This is a genomic window from Leptolyngbya sp. AN10, from assembly GCF_050565645.1.
Lineage (GTDB): Bacteria > Cyanobacteriota > Cyanobacteriia > Leptolyngbyales > Leptolyngbyaceae > Leptolyngbya.
This window is the reverse complement of sequence record NZ_JBNXVP010000024.1, coordinates 55,207-81,499: the sequence shown is the minus strand read 5'-3', so window position 1 is coordinate 81,499 and position 26,293 is coordinate 55,207. Positions and strand designations below refer to the sequence as shown.

Here is a 26,293-nt window from a genome sequence, read left to right as displayed (position 1 = left end):
ACATCATTCCAAAGTTATCATTTCTCGCAATTTTGATTCGTGAATGTATCCTAGATTGCAAACCTCCTCAAAATTTTCCCTGGACGATCCCCAATTTGAATTCTCTGCCTGAAACCTCTTGCCAACTTTGCCATCCGGACTCAAACTAAGGGTGGGAGTCGAAGAGGAAGTTGAGGTTATTTTGTGAAAAAGGTATTAGCAATAATCCTGGGAGGGGGCGCTGGAACTCGGTTGTATCCGTTGACGAAACAACGAGCAAAACCCGCTGTCCCACTTGCTGGAAAGTATCGGCTGATCGATATTCCAGTAAGTAACTGCATCAATTCCGAAATTTTTAAGATTTACGTTCTAACGCAATTTAATTCTGCTTCTCTCAATCGCCATTTGAGCCGCGCTTACAATTTTTCAGGCTTTAATGAAGGCTTTGTCGAAGTGCTTGCGGCTCAACAAACGGCTGAAAATCCGAATTGGTTTCAAGGAACGGCGGATGCAGTTCGTCAATATATTTGGCTGTTTCAAGAGTGGGATATTGACGAGTATTTGATTCTTTCGGGTGATCATTTGTACCGGATGGACTATCGCGAATTTGTTCAAAGACATCGTGATACAGGTGCAGATATTACGCTGTCTGTTGTGCCGATGGATGACGATCGCGCCTCAGATTTCGGATTGATGAAAATCGATGAAGCTGGACGGGTTGTAGACTTCAGTGAAAAGCCGAAAGGGGATGCCCTGAAAGAGATGCAGGTTGATACAACGGTTCTGGGTTTAACCGCAGAAGAAGCCGCTAAAAATCCCTACATTGCTTCAATGGGAATCTATGTTTTCAAAAAAGAAGTTCTCGAAAAGCTGTTAAAAGAAGCACCGAATCAAACGGATTTCGGTAAAGAAATTATTCCAGCTTCGTCAAATCGCTACAACGTTCAAGCATATTTGTTCAATGATTATTGGGAAGATATTGGAACGATCGGCGCTTTTTACGAATCCAATCTTGCACTAACTCAGCAACCGTATCCTCCGTTTAGTTTCTATGACGAAACGGCTCCAATTTACACTCGTCAAAGATTCCTACCTCCGAGCAAATTCCTCGATTCTCATGTGACTGAATCGATCATTGGGGAAGGCTGCATTCTAAAGAATTGTCGGGTGCATCATTCGGTGTTAGGAGTTCGATCGAGAATTGAAGCCAACTCGATCATCGAAGATACACTCATCATGGGAGCCGACTTTTACGAAGGTCACGCTGAACGGAGATCAGGAATCGATTGCAACACGCCAAAAGTGCCGTTGGGCATCGGTTCCGACACGATTATCCGGGGCGCAATTATTGATAAGAATGCTCACATCGGCTGCAATGTGCAAATCGTGAACAAAGATCGGGTACAAGAAGCCGATCGAGAAAATCAGGGTTTCTACATTCGTAGTGGCATTGTCGTGACTTTGAAAGGTGCAATCATCCCCGACGGAACCATTATCTAAGGTTCGCTTAGTTCTGTTAATCGGCTTACCAGGGAGCGGGAAATCAACTTTTGCCCGCTCTCTTTCTCATTCAAGAATTATTTCCACAGATGCGATTCGCGCTCAATTGTTCGGAGCAGAAGCGATTCAAGGCAGTTGGTTAAACATTTGGTTAGAAGTTCGATCGCAGTTTGATCAAGCAGTCGAAGCGATCGGAAAAAATGAAATTGAATTCGCGATTTACGATGCGACAAACGCAGTACGGAAACAACGCAGAGCCGCGATCGCATTAGCGCGAAAATGTGGATTTACAGAGATTATTGGAGTTTGGATTAATCCGTCGATCGAGGTTTGTTTAGAGCGGAATAAACTGCGATCGAGAGTCGTTCCAGAAGAAGTAATCTATCGGATGGCACGTCGATTATATGGCGCACCACCTGGATTGGATGAGGGATTGGATGAGATTGAAATTGTACGATCGTTTGACAAAGATTCGCTGCATTTCAGAGGGATTTAGGAGGTATTTAAAGGTAGTCGTTGATTGCTACATCCGCCCGTGATTGCAAATCACGGGCGGATGCAACCACAGCGACGTGACTCTCATTCCTTTAAAGCTCTCAGGAGGCACTAGCCGACCAAAACGAAGCGAATCAATCCAAAGCTGCCAGCGACATTTTCTTTTGCAAGGTTTGATTTGTCCGAGTCAAAACTGATAATTTTTGCAGTGCTTCTTGAGCCAACATTGCAAACGCTTTCGATCCTGCCGTTCCCGGATTCGTTAATACAACCGGGCTGAAACTATCGATCGCTTTCGACACATTCACGTCTGATGGAATCCGCGTCTTGAACAATTTCGCTTCACTGAAATCTTCATTGAGTCGCTTCATGACTTGCCCGTAATATCGACCCGTCAAAATATTATTACCAGACAGCGAAAACACAATGCCCAGCATTTCTAATTCAACTTCAGCCGCATCTGTTTTGTGTGTTTCTTTCAGCTTATTAATCCGACGCTCCAAAAGCTGAATTCCAATCAGCGAAAGTGGCTCAGGTTTCGCAGGAATGAGATAGTAATTACTGGCTAACAATGCACTTCGAGTAATCAAGTTATAGCCTGGAGCGCAATCGAGAATAATGAAATCGTAATCTTTCTCGATCGGTTCTAATACTTTCCGAATCAGTTGCTTCTCAAAGACATTCCAAACCTGTTCAAAATCAGTATCACCTTTCTGGAGTGCTGTTTTATGTAACAGTTGAGACACCAAAAATTCATCATACAAATCAATATCACCCGGCAACAGATCGAAGCCTTTCAACTGGCAAACATATTTGTGAATTGCATCCGGGACGATTTGCGGTAACTTCGGATCAGACGCGATCGCACGATTAATCAAATTTCTCAATGTCCGCTTATCATTCCGCAACCGAGCGAAATCCGCAGGCGGCATCAAGCTCAAAGTTGCGCTAATTTGTGTATCCAAATCAACTAAGAGAACGCGCTTCTGGTAAAACTTTGCGAGGCAGGTTGCCAAATTCACCGAGAGGGTCGTTTTACCGACTCCGCCTTTCATGTTCGTCATTGCGATCGTATACGTCATGCTTTGCCTCCGATGATTCGTCGAAATCGCGATCCGAATATCTGGCACATCATACAGCGTTCTGATTTAACAATGACAAAAGCAAACTTTAAATACGATCGAGACGCTATATGAAAACTTTAACTTCGCGATTGAAAAAATTACGTAATCCTACGGAACCAATCTGTAATTGGATTTATCACGATTACTACGAATCCGTTGCAAGGCAAAGAAATGCAGGAGTTTGAGGAAAATCCCCCTTTAGAATTTGATCCGGAGCAGTGCCGCAACGAAAGTGAAGTCGAAAGCAAATTGATTGTGCAATACCTTTTACCTGCATTGGGCTATCGTCCGAATGATTGGCATCAGGAGGTTGCTGTTGGCAGCATTCGACTGGATTTTCTTGCATTTGCAGCACAGGTGATTCCGTTCGTCTTAGATGCGAATTCGCCGCTGAGTGTGGCAATGGAGGCAAAAAGTCCAAAGCAAAATTTGGATCTGCACGTCCGGAAACTGGGTCGGTATTTGAGCAGTTTGAATATTAGATACGGTTTGTTAACCAATGGCAAGGAGATTAGAATCTACGATCGGAATTCGGCAAGGATTCAACTCGTTTTTCAGTGTAGAGGACGAGAGATTCAGAGCGAATTGAATACAGTAAGAAGTTTGATTGGTCGGGAAAATCTGAAAGGTCAGGTTAAAGAAGATAAAAGTTCTCAAGTTAACGCAGAAGCAAGTAGGAAACGCGAAATGAAAGTCATTGCGGTATATCACAACAAAGGCGGAGTCGGCAAAACAACGATCGTCACCAATCTGGCAGCAGCCTTCAGCAAAAAAGGTGCAAGAGTATTAGTAATTGATTTGGATGCTCAAGCAAATACGACTTATGCAGTCGGTTTAGCTAAATTTGAAGATGAAGAATTTGACGATATTAAATCGTGCTACGTTTATCATCTTCTTAAGTCAGATGAACTTTTTCCGATTTCGCAAGTCGCAAAGAAATCATCATTCAACGATCCTGTAATTGATGTTGTTCCAGCACATATTAATTTGATGAAAGATGAACAGGACTTGAATCGACTAGATTTTACACGAGGAACGCTTGTCGAGAAATTAAAAGCGGCAGAACGTGACTACGATCTTGTGCTAATCGATACGCCGCCATCTTTGAATCTTTATTCCAAAATTGCGTTGATTGCGTGCGACTATCTCATCATTCCATCTGATCTCAAACCGTTCGCGAACCAAGGCTTACAGAATGTAAGTAACTTTATCAAGGATCAAAATGCTTTTCGTCGCTATGTCAACAAGCCTGCAATCGAAGTTTTGGGAGTTTTGCCTAGTAAAATTTCAACAAACACAAAGTTTTTGCAAGCAACCCTGCCTAAACGAAAAGCTGTAATTCCAAAGCGATACGGCTTTGAAGTGCTAGATTCTGTGATTTTTGAGCGCGAGGATCTAGCAAAATGTGCAGAGAAAAGCTATATGGAAGGCGATCGAGAAATTCCCGATCCAAAATCTGTATTTGACTTCAAACCGGACTCTCCCTCCGCTCAGGAGTTCGATGCACTGGCGACCGAAGTTCTGCAAAAGATAGGAATGACACTATGAGCTTGCACCCCTCTCTTCTCCCTGTTAAAAAGATCAAATCTAACCAGGCTCGATCAACGTTTTCACCAGACGCAATTGAGCAAGCGGCAAAAGCAATTCTTGATGCAGAAGGAACGATTAATCCCCTTGTCGTTCGTCAGCTCAGTTTTCAAGAGTTTGAAGTTATCGATGGACACTTGGAATACTATGCAGCGGTGCGTGCAAAAGAACTCGATTTAGTGAAAGGAGAAATGATCGATGCGATCGTTGTTCCACCAGAAAAAGAGTCCGCGATTCTAGAGCAGGTTCGATTACTGCGAGCAGAAAAAGAGGCTAAAGTAATGCCATCGCCCTTAGCCGTTGCGTCAGATTTAACGATGCTCGAACAGCGCTTAAGCAACCTGGAAAAGCAAATCGAAAATCAACTCAGCGAACTGAATCGAAGACTTCTAGATTTTAATCAACAAAGTTCTCAGCGAAATTTACAGGAACAAATCGCGGATGCGATTCATGCCACTATTTCAACTGTGTTCAAAGAACAGCTTTCTACGATTGTTCAGCAAATCGTACAAGAAGTGGGAACGAGTCGGAAAAGAGTAGTCGTTCCTGTTGAAGAATTAGAGGAAAAAGTTAAATCGGAAGGGTATGAACAACTAAGTGCTGAAGAACTCAAGACACTAGCTAGAGGACGAGAGTTGAAAGGGCGCTCTAAATACAAGACAAAGGCTGCCCTTATTGCTTTTATGAAACAATCTACGTCAAAGTGATGCAGAACTAGGCTTTCTTCCGAACGCCACTCAGCTTCAAAACATCTTCCATCGTTGAGCAATAATTCTCCATTCCAAACGTGGCTGGACTGACCGGATTCAAATGGGTGAAATGGCGATAGCGCAAAGCAAATCGATCCCATTCCCCGACTTGAATTCGGAACAAAAAGATAATTAGATCTGCCAGCCACACCAATGGAATTCCAATCAGCGGTTTCAAACCGAGGTAATCACATAGTTCCTCGATCGCTTGATTCACCGTAATCTTCGGATTGCCTAAAACGATGCTTTTCTCAGCAGGCGGATGATCGACGAAACGCCTCACCACTTGAGCGATATCGTGTCCATGAATAAAGTGGAAGCTGCCATCTGCCCGAAACAGCCGAATCAATTTTGCCCACTTTGTGACATCTGGAATTCCAGCCGTAATCGCTGAATAGGGATACCGCTCACCACCACCAATCACTAGAGTTGGAAAGAGTTTAGTAATTTTGGGTGCGATCGCTAAGTTTGCTAACTTTTCGCAGCAAAGATACTTCGATTTTAGATAGTCATTCCCGATCTTCATTGCTTCGGGAAGTAACTGATTTTGTCGATCGAGAATACTTGCCGTTGAAAAGTAAAGAACTTGCTCGACTCGCTCTGCATCCAGCATCAAGAGCAATTCAATATTCTTGTCAACATTCACAGCTTGAACACTGTCTCCACCCCAAGCGGTTGCCGCCAAGATTGCACAATCGATCGTTTTCAACAAATCCCGATGCTGCTCGATCTCACACATATCGGATTCAAGCACCGTAATGCCCGATCGAGCCGTCACATCAATTTTCAGTTTATTGGCATCTCGGACGAGCAAAAATAGTTCGTGCTGAGTATCTTGGATGAGCGCTTCAACAAGATAGTGACCAATGCAACCACTAGCACCTGTCACAAAGATTCGCTTGGTCATTGAGGGAATGAAGGATGAAGGACATGATTCTTGTGTGAGGAATCCCTTTGAATTAACAGAATATACGGATTCTGTGATTTCTGATCCCTGATCTATCTTTCATCCTTCAATTTCCTTTACCGGGTAGCCGTTAGCAATTGATCGACTTGTTTCGCAGTCTCGAAGAAATGAGCCGCATTTTCCTCCGGGGTATTCGGGAGAATCCCATGTCCCAGGTTCAAAATGTGTCCTCGGTTTCCAGCTTTGCGAATCGTGTCGAGAATGCGATCGCGAATAAATTCCTTCGATCCAAACAAGACACCGGGATCAAGATTGCCCTGCACTTTCACGTCTTTTCCAAGTCGCTCACGCGCATCCGCCATATCGACTGTCCAATCGATCGTTAAAATGTCCGCGCCTGCTTTCGACATCCGTTCGAGCAGTCCAGCACTTCCAGTCACCAGCAGAATTAACGGCGTTTCGGGATGCACCTGTTTGATTTTGCGGAACACTTGCTGTTGATACGGCAGCGCAAACGTATCGTAATCTTGGGGGCTGAGTTGTCCTGCCCAAGAATCGAACATTTGGATCACTTGAGCACCACAGTCGATTTGGTAGCAGGCATAAGTCGCGATCGCATCTGCCAATTTCGACAAGAGTTGGTGCAGAATCGCTGGATCGGAAAACGCCATATTCTTGATAATCGAATAGGTTTTCGATCCTTTTCCTTCGACTGCATACGCCGCTAAAGTCCAAGGCGCACCGACGAATCCGAGAACCGTTGCTTCGTTCTTCACTTCTTCGCGCAGAGACTTGAGAATCGTTTTGATAAACGGCATTGTCTCTTCGGGAACCAAGGGATGCAAGCGATCGATTTGTGCCTGGGAACGAATCGGATCAGCAATGATCGGACCCTTTCCTTCCGCGATATCCATCTCGATCCCCAATCCAGGCAGCGGAGTGACGATATCCGAAAACAGAATCACACCGTCCGGTTTGAATGCTCTCCAGGGTTGAAGCGACACTTCGATCGCGACTTCTGGAATCTCAGAGCGTTCGCGGAAAGATGGATAGCGATCGCGTAAATCTCGGTAGGCTTTCATGTAGCGACCAGCCTGTCGCATCATCCAAACTGGGGGACGATCCAACACTTCACCCCGTGCAGCCCGTAACAAAAGTGGAAGTTGCGAAGAACCCGTCATGCAAGAAGCCTCTTAATAAATCCTTTTGTTTTCTACGTTTCCTAGCCTATCACTGAGCGGATCTCTCTCCGTCGCAAACCCAATCAATGTAACGGTTTTGAAATATTCCCTCTATCAAGTGGAGTGTGTTCGTATTTTCGGAATGACTCTAACAACAGAGACAAGTCTCAAGCTTTAGTCGGATTAAACTCTGGTTTGAAATTTCTATTGTGTAACTGTTCGAGGTTGAAGTTCACGAAGAATTTGAAAAGAGGATAAAACAATGACTAAATTTGCTGCAAAACTCGCGATCGCGTCTGCTTTGATTTTGGCTCCGATGTCGCTGCCTGCGATGAGCCAAACCGGAACAGGAACAGGAATCGGAACGGGCACGACTGGAACGGGAACCACTGCTGTGGACACTGAATACCACCAAGCAGGACGCAACGGTTACTGGGGATTGCTTGGTTTGCTCGGCTTGTTTGGTTTGCTGGGACGCAATAGCAAGCGCGATGAGCATTCTTCAACGACGGGTGCAACCGCTTATCGTGATCCGGCGGATGTATCCAGCACTCGCGATCGTTATTAATTCGATTGGTTAACTCAGAAATTCAACGGCATGAGGGGAAAGATCTCTCATGCTGTTTTATTGTGAAAGATTTAGAGGATGTTTGAAAAGGAGGCTCGCTTCGATTGCATTTCGCCCGTGATTGGAAATCACGGTCTATCGAATCAAAGTCCACTAAAGGGAACTGAAAGCCAGTTACAGAAACCTCTTCAGTCTGTTTCAACAGACTTTGTTCCGATAGCCCCGAATTCATTCGAGGGGTGATTTAGGCGATGAACGATTACTCTTCAAACGTCCTCTTAAAACAGTTTATGCAAACAGTCAGCATGATTAAAATTTGCGGAATACTTAAGTTAGAGTGTCGAATTTGCCCTTAATTCATGCTGTCTAAATTCTTCCGATTTTTCGCGATCGCGCTTTTCACCACGAGTTTAATTTTCTGTATCTCATTGGAGCTACACATGAATTCTGAACTTGAGGCTGCACCCGTTCCAAGCCCCAGTCCTCAAGCTCCATTGCTCAAAATAACGCCGATCCCGATCCCCTCGATCGCGCCAGCACTCCCTAAAGTTCGATTGTCGTATGGGCACTTGCCCTATCAGGAAGATGTTCCTAACCGATTGCAACTCGTGGGGCAGTTTGTTCGAGGGGGTTCTGCAAGACCGGAAAAAATGGATCTCGAAGCGGTTAAAGCCTTTCAGGAAATGTCGATCGCCGCAAAGAAAGCCAAAGTTTCCTTGATGCCGATTTCGGGATTCCGATCGATTAAAGATCAGACATTCCTATTTGCTCGACAAACAGAGCGGCAAGGAAGCAAAACAGCCGCAGCAAAATGGAGTGCTCCACCTGGATACAGTGAGCATCACACAGGATATGCACTCGATATTGCCGATCGACAACATCCCGAAACCGATTTGAAACAGAGTTTTGCAGACACGCCTGCTTATCGGTGGTTAGTGTTGAATGCGAAGAAGTTTGGATTTGAATTGTCGTTTCCGCCGCACAATTGGCAAGGAGTGAGCTATGAGCCTTGGCATTGGCGGTTTGTTGGAAGTGAGCGATCGAGTCAGATTTTTGCAGTAGCGAAACAGTTGGCTGAAACGCATTCCTCATCGAATCTTCCTGCTCCAGATAAAGCGAAAGTTGTTTCTCGAATCTTTCAGAAGTGAAAGAATATCAGATTGTAGAATGAATCATCACCTGTCTTGATTCTTCTAGAAGTTATGAGTCCTTCAAATCCCGGTGGATCTCCGTCTCAACTGCTCAGTAACCGCTACCGAATTATGGGCGTTTTGGGAGATGGGGGCTTTGGTAAAACGTTTTTGGTAGAAGATACGCAGATGCCTTCTGCTCGAAAATGTGTTCTCAAACAACTGAAACCGATTAATGACAATCCGCAGATTCATCAACTTGTACAAGAGCGGTTTCAGCGAGAAGCAGCGATTCTAGAACGCTTGGGAGAACATCATCGCCAGATTCCGCGCCTCTATGCGTACTTCGCGGAAGGAGACGAGTTTTACCTGGTTGAAGAATGGGTTGAAGGCGAAACCTTAACGCAGCGAGTGGAATTACAGGGCGGATTGAGCGAGGCAGAAGTTCGATCGATACTTCTTGATCTCTTACCAACTATTTCAGATATTCATCGCCAAGGAATCGTTCACCGCGATATCAAGCCTGACAATATCATTCTGCGTCGAGCGGATGGCAAGCCTGTCTTAATCGATTTTGGTGCAGTGAAAGAAACGATGGGAACTGCGGTGAATTCTAATCAGACGCATTCGATCGTGATTGGTACACCGGGATATATGCCATCCGAACAAATGGCTGGTCGTCCCGTTTTTTCCAGTGATTTGTATAGCTTAGGATTAACCGCGATTTATTTGCTCACCGGAAGACAGCCGCAACAATTAGACAGCGATCCGATGACGGGAAAAGTTCTCTGGCATCAGTACGTCCCGAATGTGAGTCCGGATTTTGCAACCGCGATCGACCGATCAATTCAACCGTATGCCAATCAGCGATTCGTCGCAGCGCAAGATATGGCAATGGCACTTTCACCCGGATCAGTGCCGCCTTCTACAGTGATCGCGTCTGAATTCCAAGTCGATCGACCCTCACAAACAGTGCAGATTGCATCGACTCCATCCACTCAACCGCCTATCGTTCCTCGATCTCCTTGGACTTGGCAATGGGCACTGATTGGAGTGGGAGTTGCTTCTTTAGCGGGAATTGCAGGATTGCTAGCTTATTCGACAATGCGACCGACTTCAACGCCGATCGTATCGAATTCTCCGGTTACCAATACGGTCACTTCTCCGAAACCATCTCCGGTTAATCCTTCTCCAGTCCCGTCACCGAAAGAGACGACCGTTTCTAAACCGTCTCCCGTTCCTCAAGAGCCTGCGAAACCTGCTGATCCACCAGCGAAACCTGTTGAACTGCCGATCGATCAAGCTTGCAGATTCCAAACCGGAACAACTTTGAGAGCGCAGACTTTAACGCTGGATACTTGTTCGATCGATGCGAGTAATCCGTCGCTGATTCAATTCGTTTATTACTTGGATCGCGATCGAGTTCAAGCCCAAACCGATTGTGTCAGCGGAACTTGGACAAGCCTGCCAGAGAATCAGGTGAATCGTCCTCAATCTCCCGCTACTGAAAAGATGCTAGAGCAAATCTGTGGTGCAAAATCTCCGCAAGATTCAAAGCCATCGCAGGATTCGATTTCTAAAGCAGGAGTGGCGACCGTCTTTCAGCCGCCCTCGAATGTCAGAGTTTCACCGAATGGAGCAATTCTCTGCTCGGTTCGGGACAAGCGGGATATCAATGTTTCTGACTTGAAAGGCGATTGGTATACGACGGATGTTTGCGGTACACCGGGCGTGATTCATCGCAGTCAGCTTAAGTTCTAATCGTGTAAGTCTGCTTCCCAAACGCCAACATAAATGCGATCCTGATTGTTGCGTTCGATCACGCCTTTGAGGTTGCCTTGTTGGAAAGTATAACGATCGCGTTCCCGTCGATACACTTGTTTCAGACCTTCGATCACTTCTGACGCGGCTCGACTACCTAACATTCCGTTCACAGTAACTTGCAGAGTCAAATCATCGACTGATTGAGCAAATGAAGCTTCTGTTTGCCGAATTTGGTTGGTGGATTGATCGTAGAGATAGCCCAAACTAATGCGATCGGGGACAGGCTCGTACAAGACACTGCGCGTATTTTGCCAATAGCCTGCGCTAGTTTTAACCGGATCACCGAGTGCGGCTCTGACTTCTTGTTCTGGTGTCCCGACTGCGAATCCTGGGACGCGACCACTGCTCGATCGAGTAATTGCTTTCGGCATTTCTGAAGAAGGCAGCGACGGATCAACGGGAATCGGTTGAGGAGCGGGAGTTGCTGGAGTGGGTTTGGGGCGGGGAGAAGCACTCTGAACTGGAGATGGACTGGGGGAAACGGACGGGGAAGGTTCAGGGGGAAGGGACGGTAAAGGAGGCGGAGAATTTAGAGTGACGACGGGGGAAGATGGGCGGGATTGAAGCCAAAGAATTGCGATCGCAACTCCGGTTAATGTTAGTCCTGATAAGGCTGTCAATAACCAAACGACTCGCAATCCAGGCTTTGAAGGTTCCGGTTTGGGGACGAACATCACCGTTTCAGTCGTGGTGGTCGATGCCTTCGGAGGCTGTGTCATTTGGAAGGATGGAGAACCTTCGGGCAATAAAGTAAGCCATTCCTCGATCGTTGAAGGACGGGTACTTGCTTGCATTGCCATTCCTCGAAGAATTGCCTGATTCACTCCTGGAGTAATCGAGGATGCGAGTTCTTTCGGTTCTGGCATTCGTTCATGATCCCGTAGAATCGATGCTGTTGGAACGGTTGCGGTTACTAATGCGTAGAGTGTTGCTGCGAGTCCATATACATCACTAGCGGGACTGCGTTTTTCTTGAGCAAAATACTGTTCGATCGGCGCGTATCCCACCGACATCATTTGTGTATGCGTTTGCGTTGAATTTGGCGTAAATTCTCGTGAAATTCCGAAATCGATTAAGATGGCTTCCTGTGTTTTCTCATGCAGAATAATGTTTTGGGGTTTGATGTCTCGGTGAAGTAATCCATTGCGGTGGACGACTTGAAGCGCAGAGCCGATTTGTCGAATGTAGTGAATGGCAACCGATTCGGGCATGGGTCGATCGGGAAAAACCAACTCTTCCAAAGTCTTACCCGGAATGTAATCCATCACCATGTAAGCGCGATCGTCTTCAATGAAAAAATCACTGACGCGCACAATATTGGGATGAATACACAGAGCAAGCCGACGAGCTTCATCCTGAAACTTGCGCTGAAGATCGGGGAAATTGGGCTGCGATCGTAGTGATTCATTCAGCGTTTTAATCACCACGGTTTGTTCGAGAAAGTGGTGAATCGCTTTATAAGTCACTCCAAATCCACCCTGTCCGATCTCTTCTTGGAGGGTGTATTTGCCGTTTGAGAGCGTTGTACCGATAAGAGAATTCATGCTGACAGGTCAACTTGCACTTCGAGGGAGCGTACATCGGATCTGAGTGATTTTTTCCTCTGATCCACTGGGCATCTTCACGAATTCTAACCGACCATTCATCAACTCCATTAGGCTCTGACTGATTAATAAGCTGAAACCCAAAGATGGCGGCTCTAAATCGGGAGGTGAATCTTTTTTCAATAGATCGATCGCGTCTCGCCAAACCTCGATCGGGCGTTCGTCTTCTAAATCGATATAGACGAAATTGGAATCGGTCTGGGCTGAGAGTTTCAGCGTTCCATCTTGCATTGTTGCGATCGCGCTACTGATTAAACTGGTTAAAACTTGTTCTAGCGATTTGCGATCGCACATTACTTCAAAATCCGGTTCGGGCAACACAATCTGAAATGGCAAATTCCGATTTTCTGCTAATAGATGCGTTAGAGAAAATACACTGTCAAAGACATCAGAAACAGAAACGGACTTTAAATCTAATTTGCCTGTGCCGAATTCAACTTTGGAAATATTAATCACTTCATCAAGCAACTTCACCATTTTCAAAGCAGACTCGTTTGCTTGTTCGATGAATTCGCGTTCTTCTTCTGGCGATTCACATAAGTCTGCAAGGATTAATTGGTGTGCGCCGATCATGCCGTTTAAAGGCGATCGTAATTCGTGAGAAGTTCGAGCTAAAAATCCAGCTTTGAATTGAGCTTGTTCGAGCAGCGATCTGTATGCCAATTCAAGTTGTCGATCGGGCTTTTTCCGATTTGCCAGCCATCCCCCGACAAAACCAATTCCTAGTCCAGCGATTAAATCCACTAAATTCATCGTTGCCACCGCTAACCACGTTTATGAGTGTAGCGGTGGCAGCGACGTTCTAAGCTGTTTTGCCGACTACACCTTCGACCAGCCAGTTCATCGATTCAAGCTCGATCGCGGTTGCACCGAAATCTTTTCCTTCAGGAACCACCGTCTTTCCGGTATTGTCCTTCAGTCCACCTCTGTAAACAACCAATGTTCCAGACTGCATCTGCGCGACAATGCCATCTGCTGCTTTTTTCGCTTCAGCCGAAACCGCAGGACCAAACGGCGAAATTTTCACAAATCCATCTTTGTATCCGCCGCGCAGCAAATGGGGAATGCCACCGTTCATCAGCGTTTTCCCCTCCTGAATCATCTTGGCGTAGTCGGTATACACCTTCGTCCAATCCCATTCGGCTCCCGTGAGATAGCCTTTAGGAGCAAGCGAGGCTTGATTCGCGTGATAGCCCGATGAGAATACACCTCGTTTTTCTGCGGTTTCCATCACGACTTTAGGACTGTCCACATGACAGGTAATCACATCTGCGCCTTGGTCAACTAAGCTATTGGTTGCTTCTGCTTCTTTAACCGGAAGTGACCAGTCTCCAGTAAAAATGACTTGCGTTGTAATGTTGGGTTTGACGCTTCTTGCGCCCAAGGTGAAACTGTTAATGTTCCGAAGCACTTGAGGAATCGGTTTTGCTGCGACGAATCCGAGCTTTCCTGTTTTGCTCATGTGACCTGCAACGACACCTGCCACGTACTGAGCTTCGTCGATGTATCCGAAGTAGCTTCCAACATTTTTAGGATGTTTTGCAGCATCGTACAGTCCGCCACAGTGAAAGAATTGCACTTCGGGATATTCGCCTGCCAGTTTGAGAATGTGTGGATCAAAGTAGCCAAATGAAGTTGGGAACAGAACCGTTGCTTTGTCCTGCTCGATCATGTTCCGCATTGCTTCCTGGACTTCAGTTGTTTCAGGAACGCTGGCTTGGTCAACCGTATTGATGTTCAGCGCTTTCAAGCCTTCTTTACCTTGATAATGCGCCTGGTTATAGCCGAAGTCGTCTTTAGGTCCGACATAGATAAAGCCCATGACAAGCTCACTCGCAGAGGCGGGACTTGCTGCGGGACTGCCCCCAGAGGCGGTTGTGGTGTTGTTGGCAGGAGTGCAACCTGTCCAGAGTTTCGAGGTTGCGCCAAAGGCTCCAGTGGCGAGTAGCCCCCGAATCACTTGGCGACGGGACACTTTTGAATGGCGCGGATCATGTTTACTCATCGCGGGTTCCTTTTTCGGAGAGTTGAATTAAATGCGATCGATTGAAGTCGGTTTGGATCGTTCAAGCTGTATTGTCTATCACAATCCCGATTTAAGTGCAGTGATTAGCTCGATCGAATCGCTCACGGTTCCAAATACGCCACCTTGCATTTTGATCATGTTCAGCGCTGCCAGATAGTTTCCGTAATCGGTTGCGCCTGTGCAATCGGAGAGTAGTAAGCATTCGTATCCTCGATCGTTGGCATCTCTCATCGTTGTATGAACGCAAACATCGGTCGTGATTCCGGTGAGAATCAAATTCTGGATGCCTTTGCGGTTCAGAATCAGATCTAAATCGGTGGCGTAGAACGATCCTTTTCCGGGTTTGTCGATGATGACTTCTCCAGGCAGCGGGGCAAGTTCTGGGATAATTTCCCATCCTGGTTCACCCCGCACGAGAATTTTTCCACAAGGTCCTGGATCGCCAATTCCGGCTCCGATTTGTTGCGATCGCCATCGTTTGTTTTCGGGTAGATCAGATAAATCGGGGCGATGACCTTCGCGGGTGTGAATGATGTGAAAATTGAGCGATCGCATTACATTCATGACTTGGCGAATTGGCTCGATCGGGGCACGAGTCAAAGATAGGTCGTAGCCCATCTTGTCTACATAGCCCCCTTTGCCACAGAAATCGGTTTGCATATCAATGACAATGAGCGCCGTATTTTCAGGACACAGATCGCCGTTGAATGGATACGGATAGGGATCGGCTTTGACGAACATAAATCTCTGCTAATAGAAGTTAACGGTGTACAAATCTTGATCTATTGCTTCGTTTCAGTCGGCTTATGCCCCCTAAATCCCCCAAATTTGGGGGACTTTGAGATAGAAGAATTTCTCACGCTTCAAAGTCCCCCAGAATGGGGGATTTAGGGGGCAACCTCAAAGGATCTGAACATAGAATTGGCTACAAATCAGGGCGAGGTGACTGAAGTTGGAAGTTCTTCACCGCGATACGATCGACTAGGTGCAGCAAATCCGCAAGAAGTACCATCGGTGTGAACTACTTCGTCTTCCCAAGGCAAACGATAGCTCTCATTGACTAAATCCTTCATGTAAGTGTAAGGACAATCTTGTGCTCCACCTTTGACCGCAACATAGCCTCGATGTCCAAACTGATAGATATTGTTTTCGACGCTCCAATGCTTCCGAGCTTCCCGCACTAAATCCGGTCGTAGTTCAGCGGTGATGATTTCATCGGGTCGGTGACTGCCCATCACGAGCGGCATCCCATCATAGTTCACGAACATTCCTTCACCCATCGAATCGAATGTACCATCACTGCCGCACATACACACAGAAGCGGTGTACATCAGATTGCAGAAGGCATTCGATTGATTCGTAATCTGCCAGGAATGCCGAATCGGAGCCGTATAGCCTGCGGTGCGAATCATGATTTCTGCCCCTTTGTAAGCACATTCCCGCGCCATCTCTGGGAACATCCCATCGTGGCAGATGATTAATGCGATCGTGCTTCCATTCGGACCTTCACAGACGGGAATTCCTAAGTTTCCAGGTTCCCAAGGCTCGACCGGAACCCACGGGTGAAGCTTGCGATAGTACAGTTTGAGTTCGCCTTTGTCATCGATAATGATGCCGCTGTTGTACGGATTGCCATGAGGGTTGTACTCCATGATCGAGAAACAGCCCCAGATGTGATTGTCTCGACAGGCTTTCTGAAACGCTTCTACTTCTTTGCCATCTAAACGGCACATGATGGCTGGATTGGTATCCATTGACAATCCATGTAGCGAATACTCTGGAAAGACGACCAGATCCATCGTGGGCATATTGCGCCGCGCTTTTCCGACCATCTGACAAATGCGATCGGTCTGCGCGGCAAGATCATCGGGGGTCACAACATTTGGAAGCTGTAACTGCACCAGTCCCAGAACAACACCGTTTGGCGTTTTGTTTAATCCACCTAGTCCACTCATGATCTGCCCTCAAGAATGCTTTGTGTCAGCTTTATCACACTTTTTCGAGGGCAATTCGTGTTTTAGGATACAGTCTTAATGCGGAACCGGAAAGAACAAAACAGGGTGCATACTGCGTCGTAATAGTTCTGCTGCAAAGCTTGGAACTGCACAAAAACCACGAGTGCCATTGTTCGATGAAATTGCGATCGCACTGACATCTTTCTCTTGAGCCGCTTGTAAAATTTGCACGATCGCATTCCCGTGGAGCAATTCGATTTCTGTCTTGATTCCTGCTGCTTGCAATTTCGCTTGAGTTGGCTTCAGGGTTTCGGAGACTAATCGTTCCTCTTCTGCTGGAGAGAGTTCATATCTTCCACTTTCATCTACGACGCGACAGAGATAGCAGAATTGCTCTGTCCCAGACTGTACAAGCTTTGCAATCTCAGAGACAGTATGTTTCGAGGCTTCACTGTCATCATACGGAACTAACAACCCGCGAAAGAGATGCTGACATCGCAAGTTTAGTTCTTCAACGGTGAGGGCTGAAATGAGTTGGGGGCGAACCGCCATTAAAGGAATCGTCGATCGCTGTGAGAGTTCTGCCGTAGTACTGCCGAATAGTTTCTCGGTCAGAAGGTTACGGCTTTCAGTGCCCATTAAAATGACATCGCAACTGTAGGTTTTGGCGATGCGAAGAATCGCATCGATCGCTTTTCCGGGTTGAATTTCGGTTTTAACTTCGATGCCGGGAGGGACATTTTTTAGAGCCGCAGCAAATTGTTTTTGGGCACGATCGACTTTTTCGGCATCGGGTTTTGGCACTCCGACTTCTTCGCCGTAGGGCACGACGTGAAGGAACACAATCTGTTTGATGCCACCTGCGGCAATCTGGGGGACGAAATCGACGAGTCGTTGCAGCCCGTCTGTGAAGTCAGTACAGATTAAGATTCGTTGAAACATAGGGATTTTAGAATACTCGGCTATTCTAACTGTGCAACATCCTGGATAATCGGACAAGTCGATCGCATCACAATTCAAGATTTGACACTAAAAAATGTGAATATAATCACTCCGAACATTTGCTTGGCGAATTCTATTCGCCGGACTGATTTGATTCACGCTCCCAACAGGTATTCGTTGTTAAAACAATTTCCTCAATGCCTCAAGATCCAAATAATCTTCTACAAAGCTCTTTTTCAATAGTTCCGGTGGAATAAACTCGTCGTATTTTTGCAGTTTCGGAATGTCGTCATCATTGATCAAATCTTCAGCACTCAATCGACGATCGACTAACGATCGCAGTTCATTTTCCAAGTTCTCAACCTTACATTTCCCAAGCCGCACCAGAATAAAATAGGGCGATCGAGCTTTGATACTCTTGAATCCCAAGGCATCCTTGGCATAAAACCGCAAAAATCGTTCTAGTGTGCGAAATGCGATCGTGCCTGTCCAAGGAAAGATACAGCAAAATTCCTCATCAAGCATCTGAATCGGATTGTTAATGATCGGTTGGGCTAATTCTCTCGCTTCTTGTAATCGTTGTTTTGCACCCGGTTGAAGATAGGAATATACAGTTGTTTCCTGCAAAACTTGTTTCATTCGCTGAAGCACTTTGGAATGAATTTCGCCCATTGTTCCGCGCCATGAACTTGATGTGACTGATTTTTTGCTCGGTTCAACGACGATCGCTTTTTTCTTTGAATTCACTTCGATCACTTCCCAAGTTTGACCTGCTAGTGAGAAACGATCGCCTTCCATCGGTGGAACGATAATGCTCCCGATCGCTTTTCCTTTGTGCTTGACTAAATACTCTTCGGTGTCTGGGAAAATTGCGTAGAACTTGAAGTTATTGATCAATCTCTCCGCTGCAATTCCAACAATTAAACCGCCTTCTGGAGTGCGTTCTAGATGATCAATGTCGATTAGATGTTTTAGAAATAATCGAAAATCGTCTTGTGAAATCGCTTTAAAAGGTGGAAGCTTGAGAACATTTTGTGCGATCGCGCTCGGTGACAATTCTCCTAAAGCTGCTAGAGTACTCATCGTCTGGTGATAAAGCAAACTAAACGGATAGCGCATCGTTTGAGCAGGCTCGATCCATTGCTCTTCTAAATAGAGTTGAATAATCGCGATCGACTGTAGTAATTGCCAAGGAATCTGTTCTGGAAGAATCTCTTCGCCTGTGGGCTTGTCTTCAGCGCAGATAAATCGCATTTCTGCGGTGTCGCCTCGTCGTCCCGATCGTCCTAATCGTTGCAGAAAGCTTGCTACCGATGACGGTGCTTCGAGTTGCAACACTCGATCGAGATGTCCCAAATCAATCCCCATTTCAAAAGTCACAGTTGCGGCTGTCACTGCCATCTTTTCAGGATCGCGCATTGCCTCTTCTGCCGTTTCTCTCAGCGCTGCGGAAATGCTGCCGTGATGCACGTGATAGATATCCGGTGCGCCTTTGGCTTGTGCAATCTCTCTCAAAGCCGCGATCGCTTCTTCGGTTGCCGTTCGTCCATTGGCAAAGATCAAACTCTTCCGCCCCTCAGTTTGCCGAAACAAATATAAATGATAAGGATTGAAAACCTTGTCGCGAGAATCCCCTTTTGCGCGAACCACCAAGCCCGGATCATAGAAATGTTCGATCGATAATTGAATGTTTCGCCCTGCCCCTGAAATTTTAGGGGTCATGACAGATCGAGAAGTGTCCGCCCGTAGCCATGATTCTGCTATAGAATAATCGCCTAGGGTCGCGGACAAGCCAATTCGCCGAGGTTCCTTCCCTGTCAGCTTTGCAAGCCTTGAGAGTTGACAGAGAATTTGACAGCCCCGATCGCTGCCAATAAACGCATGAACTTCATCAATGATCACAAAGCGCAAGTCCCCAAAGATACGATCGATTTCTGCACTCTTATTAATCAACAGACTTTCGAGCGATTCGGGCGTAATTTGCAGAATCCCTTGCGGGTCATTTAGGAGCTTTTTTTTACGACTTTGCGCGACATCTCCATGCCATGCCCAAACCGGGAAGTCCGCGAACTGTAAGAGATCTGTTAATCGATCGAACTGATCATTAATTAAGGCTTTAATCGGACTGATATAAATCGCACCGACACTTCGAGACGGATTCTCATGCAGTAAAGTCAACACTGGAAGAAATGCCGCTTCAGTCTTCCCGGATGCTGTCCCCGCTGCGATTAACAGATGATTCTCTGTCTCAAATAAAATTCGGCAGGCTTCCGCTTGAATCGGGCGTAAATCCTTCCATCCCTGTTTGTAAATATACTCCTGAATAAAGGGTGATAGTCGGTAATACGGATTCTGCATCTCTTCTTAATCCTCGTGTATCGCCTACTTTAATGCTGAAATTCGCGATCGACACACCAATCTTCAGCCTTGTATCCTCGAACTGTGCCAATCCATGATCTGTCTCTTAGTGAGTTGAGTGTTTCACCCTCACTTCTGTACGGTTTGCCTTGTCTAAAGCTTCTCTGTCACTTTCCAAAACCCGTAGAACTATAAACCGATTCGAGTTGTGAAATCTGGATGTGCCTCGCATTCCCGCTCTTGGGTCTCATCCTGCCATTCCTCCCTGGTTAGAGGAACGGCGCATTCTGCATTTCATCACTGATTGGGGACTACCAAAGAAGCTCGATCGATTAACAGGTGTGAATCATCATCGGTGCTGTCCGCACTCGTAAATTGCCCTTTACAAAATTTGGAGATGAACGTGAGCAAACTGAAACAGATTGCCATCATTGGCGTAGCAACAGTCCTCGCTGGCTCTGCTCTTCCTACGATCGCTCAGTCGATCAAGAAGCCGATGAAGGCGACTCCCACGGAGCCAACTGCTTCTCCAACGATGGCGACTCCAACTACTCCAGAGTTGTATCCCGTCTCCGCACCTGAAACTTCAACGACTCCGCTAAATTCGTCCACTCAACCTGCAAGCATAGGCTCGACTCCGATCGTTCCTGCTTCTCCGACGATGATGACGATTCCTACGAGTCCGACCTCACTGCCAACGATGAGCACGACTCCGGCGGGTTCGACTCCTACCACTTCCCCAACGGGTTCAACTCCTTCGATGCCGACGACTCCGACAGGCTCGACCCCCACAACCCCGATGAGTCCTGCTGAGTCGATCGCTCCAGCATCGAGTCCCGCTTCTTCGGATACGGTGAAGCCTGTTCCTACCGAGTCCACCACACCATCCAGTCCTACGAGTGTTCCGATCGCGCCATCCAGTCCCACGACTCCCGATAGCACGACCACTCCTTCCACCACGAGTCCTTCAACCTCGCCGACGAGTCCTACAGACTCAACCACGACTCCTTCAACCTCGCCAGCGAGTCCCACAGAGTCGCCGACGAGTCCTCTAAACTCACCGACGAGTCCTACAGACTCACCGACGAGTCCTACAGACTCAACCACGACTCCTTCAGCCTCACCAACGAGTCCTACAGAGTCGCCAACGACTCCTTCAACCTCGCCAACGAGTCCCACAGAGTCGCCGACGAGTCCTACAGAGTCGCCAACAAGTCCTTCAACCTTGCCAACGAGTCCTACAGACTCAACGACTCCAAACACAACGCCAACCGCTCCCACCACGGCTCCTGCTCCCACGACCCCGACCGAGCAATCGAGCACTCCCGGCTCTTCCCCCACGGCAACGACAAATGTACTAGCAGATGAAACGATCACAGGAATTCAGCAGGTCACACTGCCGATGACTGGAAATGCTCCTGCGAAATTCACTTTACCGATCGAGGTTGCGGTAGTCCAAGAACCGAGCATGACCAGCGACACGCCAATCACCGATAAGATGTCGAAAGACTTAACGGCTTGGGGTGCAGCGGTAAGTGCCTGTTTACAAGACCGCCCTGCATTCGTGCGTGTGGTGGAAGATCAGAAAGTGCCCTTCATGATCAACGGAACCGAGGGCAAGATTCGGCTGAACTCAAGTGGGAAACCTGTTTGCCCAGGCTGATCTGATTAATCCTATATCAGTCGTTCTCCGGGGCGACTCGAAAGCCTACACTGTGCCCCTTACGGGTTGGTGTAGGCGCTTTTTTTTGAGATGAAGACTTGCATTACACCGCTCTAAATCAAGCTTCGTTCATCTTGGAGGGGGTTTGAAAAGCGTCAGAAGTTTCTCGCTGCGTTCGATTTCGCCCCGGAATGAATTCGGGGCTATCGGGGGAAAGTCCTATGAACAGGACTGAGGACGTGAGCTTGAGGCTGTCAGTCCCCTTTAGTGGACTTCGTTCGGTTAGCCCCGAATTCATTCCGGGGCGGGTCAGCGCAAGGGACGACCCGCCTTCAAATACCCCCTCGGACTTTACACTCCTTAATTAAGAAATATTGAAAAGAAACGAGGAATCCCCCAACTTTCTGTAACTGAACGTAACAAAAACCGACGAGTTTCTTATCAAATTGTGTCAGATACCTGCCGAAATGCGCTTTATGTATACGTTTTCTGGTAAAAACACAAATGTAGATTAAATACATTTTGCGATCGTTAAGCCGAGACCACCGCTTTACAAAGCGTTACGATCCTCCGCTTGATTCGCTGGTTGTTTTAAGAAGAGAACACGCATAAAGGAGTCTGAGCGAATGTTCACTCACGTCAAGCCCACCGTTCGACACATTGTCCCTGAGAACTTGGCAGGACGGTCTTTATTAAAGGTGGTCTATGTCGTGTTGGAGCCACAATATCAAAGTGCGCTCTCCGCCGCCGTACGATCGATTAATGCCAACCATCCGAATGTGGCAGTCGAAATCAGTGGGTATCTCATTGAAGAACTCCGCAACCCGGAGAACTACGAAGCCTTCCAGAAAGATGTCTCTGAAGCCAATATTTTCATCGCTTCGCTGATTTTCTTGGAAGACCTAGCCGAGAAAGTGGTTGCCGCAGTTGAACCGCACCGCGATCGCTTAGATGCGGCAGTGGTGTTTCCCTCTATGCCTCAAGTAATGCGCCTGAACAAATTGGGCAGCTTCTCAATGGCACAGTTGGGACAGTCGAAAAGTGCGATCGCGCAGTTCATGAAGAAGCGCAAGGAGAATTCTGGCGCAGGCTTCCAAGACGCGATGCTCAAATTGCTGAACACGCTGCCGAAAGTCCTGAAGTATTTGCCGATGGACAAAGCGCAGGATGCCCGGAACTTTATGTTGAGCTTCCAGTACTGGCTGGGTGGCAATGCTGAGAACCTGGAAAACTTCCTGCTAATGTTGGCAGACAAGTATGTGTTCAAGGGCGATATCACTGGCGCAATTCAAGAGCCGCAGGTTTACCCAGATTTGGGAATTTGGCATCCGATGGCTCCGACCATGTTCGAGGATCTCAAGGAGTATCTGAACTGGTTTAGTTCGCGCAAAGATATCCCAGAAGATATGCGCGATCCGCTAGTTCCGACTGTGGGATTAGTGCTGCAAAGAACGCACTTAGTCACGGGCGATGATGCTCACTATGTGGCGATGGTGCAAGAGATCGAAGCGATGGGAGCGCGGGTTATTCCAGTGTTTGCAGGTGGCTTGGATTTCTCGAAACCTGTAGATGCGTTCTTCTATGATCCGGTTGCAACTACAACGCCGATCGTAGATGTCGTAGTTTCGCTCACCGGATTCGCACTCGTCGGTGGTCCGGCTCGTCAAGATCACCCGAAAGCGATCGAAGCGCTTCGCCGTTTGAATCGTCCGTATATGGTGGCATTGCCGCTGGTGTTCCAAACGACCGAAGAATGGCAAGATAGCGAACTCGGTTTGCACCCGATCCAAGTTGCGCTACAGATTGCACTGCCCGAATTAGATGGCGCGATCGAGCCAATCATTGTTTCGGGTCGAGATGGAGCAACCGGAAAAGCGATCGCGCTTCAAGATCGAGTCGAAGCGATCGCACAACGCGCTCTCAAGTGGACAAATCTGCGCCGTAAGCCGAAATTGCACAAACGAGTTGCAATCACTGTTTTCAGTTTCCCACCGGATAAAGGAAACGTTGGAACGGCAGCTTACTTAGATGTGTTCGGCTCCATTTACAAAGCAATGGAAGCTCTGAAACAGAATGGGTACGATGTTCAAGATTTACCCGAATCGGCTGAAGCATTGATGTTAGAAGTGCTACATGATGCACGCGCACAATACAACAGTCCAGAATTGAACATTGCTTACAAAATGTCTGTTCCAGAGTACGAAGAACTGACTCCGTATCATGAGCGCTTGATTCCGTCTTGGGGTCCGGCTCCGGGACATCTGAACACGGATGGACAGAATCTATTGGTGTACGGGAAGACCTTCGGAAATGTGTTTATCGGAGTTCAGCCGACTTTCGGATATGAAGGCGATCCGATGCGATTGTTGTTCTCTCGATCGGCAAGTCCACACCACGGTTTTGCAGCGTACTACACCTATCTGGAAAAAATCTGGAAAGCGGATGCAGTGTTGCACTTCGGAACTCATGGATCGCTCGAATTCATGCCGGGTAAACAGATCGGAATGTCCGAAGAATGCTTCCCTGATAGCTTGATCGGTACGATTCCCAACTTGTACTACTACGCAGCGAACAATCCATCTGAAGCTACGATCGCAAAACGCCGCTCTTACGCTGAAACAATCAGTTACCTAACTCCACCTGCTGAAAATGCTGGACTGTACAAAGGTCTAAAAGAACTCAGCGAATTAGTTGGCTCGTATCAAACGCTAAAAGATTCGGGTCGCGGTGTTCAAATCGTCGATACGATCATGGACAAAGCTCGGATTTGCAATCTTGACAAAGACATTGCATTCCCAGACAACTCCAGCGAACTCACTCAAGAAGAGCGAGACACGATCGTTGGAAAGGTCTACATCAAACTGATGGAGATCGAATCGCGATTGTTACCTTGCGGCTTGCACGTGATTGGTAAACCACCTTCGGCAGACGAAGCGATCGCAACTCTGGTGAATATTGCCAGCCTCGATCGACCCGAAGAAAGCATGATCAGCTTGCCTCGAATCATTGCGAATAGCCTGAACCGTGACATTGATGAAATTTTCCAGAACAGCGATCGAGGAATTCTCGACGATGTGCAACTGTTAAACGACATCAACCAAGCCACTCGATCGGCTGTTACCGCAATGGTGAAAGCGCAGATTGATCAAGACGGTCGCGTTTCTAAATCGTCGATGTTAAGCAATCTGTTTAACTTCGGTGGTAAGAAGGAGCCTTGGATTGTTGCATTAGAAGAAGCGGGCTATCCGAGTATTGATCAAGAAGCAATGAAACCGCTGGTCGAGTTCTTGCAGTTCTGCTTGAAGCAAGTTGTTGCAGATAACGAACTCGGTGCGCTATTGACTGCTTTAGAAGGCGAATACATTCTTCCAGGTCCAGGTGGCGATCCGATTCGGAACCCTGATGTCTTGCCCACAGGTAAGAACATTCACGCGCTCGATCCGCAATCGATTCCAACTGCTGCTGCGGTTAAATCTGCCAAGATTGTGGTCGATCGCTTAATTGCTCGCCAATGTGCCGAGAATGGTGGCGCTTATCCAGAAACGATCGCTTGTGTTCTCTGGGGAACCGACAACATCAAAACCTACGGTGAATCTCTCGCACAGATTCTCTGGATGGTCGGAGTTCGTCCAATGCCCGACTCGCTCGGACGCATTAACAAGCTCGAACTGATTCCGCTGGAAGAACTGGGCAGACCTCGGATCGATGTGGTTGTGAACTGTTCTGGAGTATTCCGCGATCTGTTTATCAATCAGATGGCATTACTCGATCGAGCCGTGAAAATGGCAGCCGAAGCCGAAGAACCCTTAGAAATGAACTTCGTTCGCAAACACGCGATGAAGCAAGCTGACGAACTTGGAATCAACCTCCGTCAAGCTGCAACTCGTGTCTTCTCGAATGCTTCGGGTTCATACTCCTCGAACATCAACTTAGCAGTCGAGAATGGAACGTGGGAAAACGAAGAGGAACTACAAAATATGTACCTCGCTCGTAAAGGGTTCGCGTTCTCCTCAGACAATCCTGGCATGATGGAACAAAACGAAGACCTCTTCCGCGCTTCGCTGAAGACGGCTGATATGACCTTCCAAAACCTCGATTCGTCCGAAATCTCGCTCACCGATGTTTCACACTACTACGATTCTGATCCAACCAAGATCGTGTCCCGCCTCCGCGACGATGGCAAAATGCCCGCTTCGTACATGGCAGATACGACCACGGCAAACGCTCAGATTCGTACTTTATCCGAAACTGTCCGACTTGATGCCCGTACCAAAATGCTCAACCCAAAATGGTACGAAGGCATGTTGAGCCACGGATACGAAGGAGTGCGCGAACTATCGAAACGATTGGTAAACACAATGGGCTGGTCAGCCACCGCGAACGCAGTCGATAACTGGGTTTATGAAGACACGAACACCACGTTCTTCAAAGATGAGGAAATGTGTAAGCGTCTGTTAGATCTGAATCCGAACTCGTTCCGTAAGATGGTTACGACCTTGCTCGAAGCCAATGGTCGCGGCTATTGGGAAACATCTGAAGAAAACCTCGATCGACTCCGCGAACTCTATCAAGAAGTCGAAGACCGCATCGAAGGCGTTGAATAATTTCAAGATTTAAACCAATTTAATCAGGGGGCATTTTGCCCTCTTTTTTTATTGCATTTGACGATATTTGATCCGGATGCTGCTCTCGTTGACAGAA

At 47.2% G+C, this 26,293-nt stretch carries 22 protein-coding genes; 10 read left to right on the top strand and 12 right to left on the bottom strand.

Annotation, left to right across the window (positions count from 1 at the left end; translation table 11 throughout):
- The first annotated feature begins 183 nt into the window (after positions 1-183).
- Together ACQ4M5_RS27655 and ACQ4M5_RS27650 are read left to right on the top strand one after the other, a co-directional pair.
- Positions 184-1,479 carry a glucose-1-phosphate adenylyltransferase gene (locus tag ACQ4M5_RS27655; protein WP_430678978.1) on the top strand — a complete coding sequence of 432 codons (1,296 nt, stop codon included), beginning with the start codon at positions 184-186 and terminating at the stop codon, positions 1,477-1,479.
- Positions 1,448-1,975: an AAA family ATPase gene (locus ACQ4M5_RS27650; protein ID WP_430678977.1), complete on the top strand. Its 528-nt coding sequence runs from the start codon at positions 1,448-1,450 to the stop codon at positions 1,973-1,975. Before ACQ4M5_RS27655 ends, ACQ4M5_RS27650 begins: the two co-directional genes overlap by 32 nt.
- A 133-nt stretch (positions 1,976-2,108) precedes the next feature.
- On the opposite strand, the gene ACQ4M5_RS27645 is transcribed toward ACQ4M5_RS27650, so the two are convergent.
- Positions 2,109-3,056, bottom strand: a complete 948-nt coding sequence (locus tag ACQ4M5_RS27645; RefSeq protein ID WP_430678976.1) for a ParA family protein — start codon at positions 3,054-3,056, stop codon at positions 2,109-2,111.
- Between the two features lie 198 nt (positions 3,057-3,254).
- On the opposite strand from ACQ4M5_RS27645, the gene ACQ4M5_RS27640 reads away from it, so the two are divergent.
- Positions 3,255-4,646 (top strand): AAA family ATPase, encoded by a 1,392-nt coding sequence (locus ACQ4M5_RS27640; protein WP_430678975.1) that lies wholly within the window; start codon positions 3,255-3,257, stop codon positions 4,644-4,646.
- Positions 4,643-5,392, top strand: coding sequence for a ParB N-terminal domain-containing protein (locus tag ACQ4M5_RS27635; RefSeq protein ID WP_430678974.1), 750 nt, complete (start codon positions 4,643-4,645; stop codon positions 5,390-5,392). Before ACQ4M5_RS27640 ends, ACQ4M5_RS27635 begins: the two co-directional genes overlap by 4 nt.
- 7 nt (positions 5,393-5,399) lie before the next feature.
- On the opposite strand, the gene ACQ4M5_RS27630 is transcribed toward ACQ4M5_RS27635, so the two are convergent.
- Complete coding sequence (locus ACQ4M5_RS27630) at positions 5,400-6,341, bottom strand: NAD-dependent epimerase/dehydratase family protein (protein WP_430678973.1); 942 nt, start codon at positions 6,339-6,341, stop codon at positions 5,400-5,402.
- Between the two features lie 116 nt (positions 6,342-6,457).
- The gene (hemE, locus tag ACQ4M5_RS27625; RefSeq protein WP_430678972.1) at positions 6,458-7,522 is read right to left on the bottom strand and encodes a uroporphyrinogen decarboxylase; all 1,065 of its coding nucleotides are present in this window, start codon (positions 7,520-7,522) and stop codon (positions 6,458-6,460) included.
- A 262-nt stretch (positions 7,523-7,784) separates the two neighbouring features.
- On the opposite strand from hemE, the gene ACQ4M5_RS27620 reads away from it, so the two are divergent.
- The 3 genes from ACQ4M5_RS27620 (at position 7,785) to ACQ4M5_RS27610 (ending at position 10,981) form a co-directional block, all read left to right on the top strand.
- A complete protein-coding gene (locus ACQ4M5_RS27620; protein WP_430678971.1) occupies positions 7,785-8,090 on the top strand; it encodes a WGxxGxxG family protein in 306 nt (101 codons plus the stop codon).
- A 440-nt stretch (positions 8,091-8,530) separates the two neighbouring features.
- A complete protein-coding gene (locus ACQ4M5_RS27615; RefSeq protein WP_430678969.1) occupies positions 8,531-9,238 on the top strand; it encodes a M15 family metallopeptidase in 708 nt (235 codons plus the stop codon).
- Positions 9,239-9,292: 54 nt separating this feature from the next.
- The gene (locus tag ACQ4M5_RS27610; protein ID WP_430678968.1) at positions 9,293-10,981 is read left to right on the top strand and encodes a protein kinase domain-containing protein; all 1,689 of its coding nucleotides are present in this window, start codon (positions 9,293-9,295) and stop codon (positions 10,979-10,981) included.
- Here ACQ4M5_RS27610 and ACQ4M5_RS27605 read toward each other — a convergent pair.
- The 7 genes from ACQ4M5_RS27605 to ACQ4M5_RS27575 all read right to left on the bottom strand — a co-directional run bounded on the left by ACQ4M5_RS27605 (position 10,978) and on the right by ACQ4M5_RS27575 (position 19,929).
- Positions 10,978-12,588: a serine/threonine protein kinase gene (locus ACQ4M5_RS27605; protein WP_430678967.1), complete on the bottom strand. Its 1,611-nt coding sequence runs from the start codon at positions 12,586-12,588 to the stop codon at positions 10,978-10,980. The genes ACQ4M5_RS27610 and ACQ4M5_RS27605 overlap by 4 nt on opposite strands.
- A gap of 9 nt (positions 12,589-12,597) precedes the next feature.
- Entirely contained in the window at positions 12,598-13,401 is an 804-nt protein-coding gene (locus ACQ4M5_RS27600; RefSeq protein ID WP_430678966.1) for a sensor histidine kinase, read from the bottom strand.
- Positions 13,402-13,450: 49 nt separating this feature from the next.
- Positions 13,451-14,653, bottom strand: a complete 1,203-nt coding sequence (locus ACQ4M5_RS27595; protein WP_430678965.1) for a BMP family ABC transporter substrate-binding protein — start codon at positions 14,651-14,653, stop codon at positions 13,451-13,453.
- A gap of 78 nt (positions 14,654-14,731) precedes the next feature.
- Positions 14,732-15,415, bottom strand: coding sequence for a biuret amidohydrolase (gene biuH / locus ACQ4M5_RS27590; RefSeq protein WP_430678964.1), 684 nt, complete (start codon positions 15,413-15,415; stop codon positions 14,732-14,734).
- A 191-nt stretch (positions 15,416-15,606) separates the two neighbouring features.
- The gene (locus ACQ4M5_RS27585) at positions 15,607-16,629 is read right to left on the bottom strand and encodes a formamidase (RefSeq protein ID WP_430678963.1); all 1,023 of its coding nucleotides are present in this window, start codon (positions 16,627-16,629) and stop codon (positions 15,607-15,609) included.
- 75 nt (positions 16,630-16,704) lie between these two features.
- Positions 16,705-17,571 (bottom strand): universal stress protein, encoded by an 867-nt coding sequence (locus tag ACQ4M5_RS27580; protein ID WP_430678962.1) that lies wholly within the window; start codon positions 17,569-17,571, stop codon positions 16,705-16,707.
- 180 nt (positions 17,572-17,751) lie between these two features.
- A complete protein-coding gene (locus tag ACQ4M5_RS27575) occupies positions 17,752-19,929 on the bottom strand; it encodes a DEAD/DEAH box helicase (protein WP_430678961.1) in 2,178 nt (725 codons plus the stop codon).
- Positions 19,930-20,150: 221 nt separating this feature from the next.
- Between ACQ4M5_RS27575 and ACQ4M5_RS27570 the strand changes: the two genes are divergently transcribed.
- Entirely contained in the window at positions 20,151-20,303 is a 153-nt protein-coding gene (locus ACQ4M5_RS27570; protein WP_430678960.1) for a hypothetical protein, read from the top strand.
- 103 nt (positions 20,304-20,406) lie between these two features.
- Here ACQ4M5_RS27570 and ACQ4M5_RS27565 read toward each other — a convergent pair whose 3' ends face one another.
- Complete coding sequence (locus tag ACQ4M5_RS27565; RefSeq protein WP_430678959.1) at positions 20,407-20,541, bottom strand: hypothetical protein; 135 nt, start codon at positions 20,539-20,541, stop codon at positions 20,407-20,409.
- Positions 20,542-21,306, bottom strand: a complete 765-nt coding sequence (locus ACQ4M5_RS27560) for a hypothetical protein (RefSeq protein ID WP_430678958.1) — start codon at positions 21,304-21,306, stop codon at positions 20,542-20,544.
- A gap of 25 nt (positions 21,307-21,331) precedes the next feature.
- Here ACQ4M5_RS27560 and ACQ4M5_RS27555 point away from each other — a divergent pair, with 25 nt between their 5' ends.
- Positions 21,332-21,592, top strand: a complete 261-nt coding sequence (locus ACQ4M5_RS27555) for a hypothetical protein (protein WP_430678956.1) — start codon at positions 21,332-21,334, stop codon at positions 21,590-21,592.
- A gap of 626 nt (positions 21,593-22,218) precedes the next feature.
- Positions 22,219-26,196, top strand: a complete 3,978-nt coding sequence (locus tag ACQ4M5_RS27550; protein ID WP_430678955.1) for a magnesium chelatase subunit H — start codon at positions 22,219-22,221, stop codon at positions 26,194-26,196.
- Positions 26,197-26,293 lie beyond the last annotated feature (97 nt).